The 1734-nt window shown below is 65.3% G+C and carries 2 protein-coding genes; one reads left to right on the top strand and one right to left on the bottom strand.

All coding sequences use genetic code 11. The features are described 5' to 3' along the window. The first annotated feature begins 1 nt into the window (after position 1). On the top strand, positions 2-451 hold the full coding sequence (locus AC1DKD_RS41025) for a ProQ/FinO family protein (protein WP_477144722.1): 450 nt from the start codon (positions 2-4) through the stop codon (positions 449-451). 73 nt (positions 452-524) lie between these two features. Here AC1DKD_RS41025 and AC1DKD_RS41020 read toward each other — a convergent pair. After that, on the bottom strand, positions 525-1734 hold a 1210-nt coding region (locus tag AC1DKD_RS41020), incomplete at its 5' end, for a DUF2252 domain-containing protein (RefSeq protein WP_477111529.1).

Genomic DNA, 1734 nt, shown 5'->3' with positions numbered 1-1734 from the left:
ACTGGCGGCACTGAAGGAACAACTGGCAAGGCAAGCGAAGGCCGCGCCACAGGCTAAGACGCGGCGCRCGCGTCCGGTGGCTCCGGTCAGCCCGGCGAAGCCCGTGGATCCGGTGCTGCAGGCCATCGCGAAGCTGCAAAAGCGCTTCCCGCAAACTTTTCCGAAGAATCCTGCGCCGAAGGTAGCGCTCAAGATCGGCATCTTCGAAGATCTCGTCCAGCACGCGCAGGAACTTGGCCTGACGGAGTCGGTGCTGCGCGACGCGATCCGGACCTGGTGCCGCGGCACCCGCTACTGGACCTGCCTGGTGGAAGGTGCCCCGCGTGTCGATCTGGCGGGTCAGGAAGCGGGACACGTCGCACAGGCCGATGCGAACCGGGCGCTGCAACTCCATGCCCACCGCGCGGCGCGTGCGTCATCTCGAACCGCGACTGCGCCCAAGCCTAGCTGATCAGCGACATAGACACCCTCCGGACTCGAATCGGCCCGGTGGTGTTCCTCGATCCGCGGATTTCGGCGAGCGCCTAGATTTGAAAATCCGCGGCGATGTCTTCATCCGTGCGCGCCTCCAGCCGGCCAGAGCGGCAGGCACCGACAAACACGTCGTAGTCGCGCTCGACCTGATCCGCATACGCGTTCGAATACCCCAACAGCGCATCGGCCATCGCATCGCTATTGCCAAGGTAGCCGCTGATCTCCAGCGCCATCCCGCTGGCCTTGGCATGGGCCCGCGCCAGCACCCAGCCGCACAGCGCCGCGAACCTGGCCAGCAATTCATGATCCATCAGCTCGATCGCGGGCGACAGCTTCATGTCGCGCAGTTGCCGCATGTAGAAATGCCGGCCGGACGGCCCGTTGTTCCAGCCAAGGAACACGTCGCTGGCCGCCTGCATCAGCCGCTGGCCCTCCACCACACGCCGGCCTTCATGCATCACCGGCGGCGACTTGAAATAGCACGCCACTACTGACTGTGTGGCCTGCTTGCTTTGCAGGAACAGCGGCTTGCCGTGCTTGTCGATCATCAGGATGATCAGGCAGCGCGTGCCGACGCTGCCCACCCCCACCACCTTGAAGGCGGCATCGTGGCGCGTGAAATGGCTGAGCAACTGGCGCCGGTCGGGCGACAGGGTGCCCAGGTACGCCTCGAAAGACTTGTCGAGCGCCTTTCCGGCGTCGTCGATCTTCATCCAGTCGTCGTCGGGGGAGAACAGCGTGTTCTGGCCGTGTAGATGGAAGATGGCCGGCGGTGCGTCGCGGATAACCCAGCGCTCGCCAACCCGCTCCGACAGCTTCGGCAACAGCGCCTCGCTGGCGCGCTTGGTCGCGCGCGCTATCCCGCGCTCCAGGCGCTGGCGGATCTGCGGTGAAGGCGTCTCGGCCATCAGGCGCTCGAAGGTAATGCAGTCGTACCAGGTGTCGAGGATGCCCATCCCGGCATAGGTGGCCATCCGCTCCTGATAGCTACGCACGACCCGATAGACCAGGTCGTCGATCACGCCCCGCTTGTGGCGCAGATGCCGGCCCGCCACCACGAAGCTGGCGGTAAGCCGCTTCAGGTCCCATTCCCAGGGCCCGAGGCTGGTCTCGTCGAAATCGTTGAGGTCGAACAGCAGCGAGCGTTCAGGGCTGGCAAACCCGCCGAAGTTGGCCAGGTGGCAGTCGCCGCAGATCTGGATGGGGATGTCTGAATTCGGCGTACCGGCGAGGTCATGCGCCTGGATGATGGCGCTGCCC

The organism is Cupriavidus sp. 05T313, from assembly GCF_056396665.1.
This window is presented reverse-complemented; position numbering and strand designations above follow the sequence as displayed.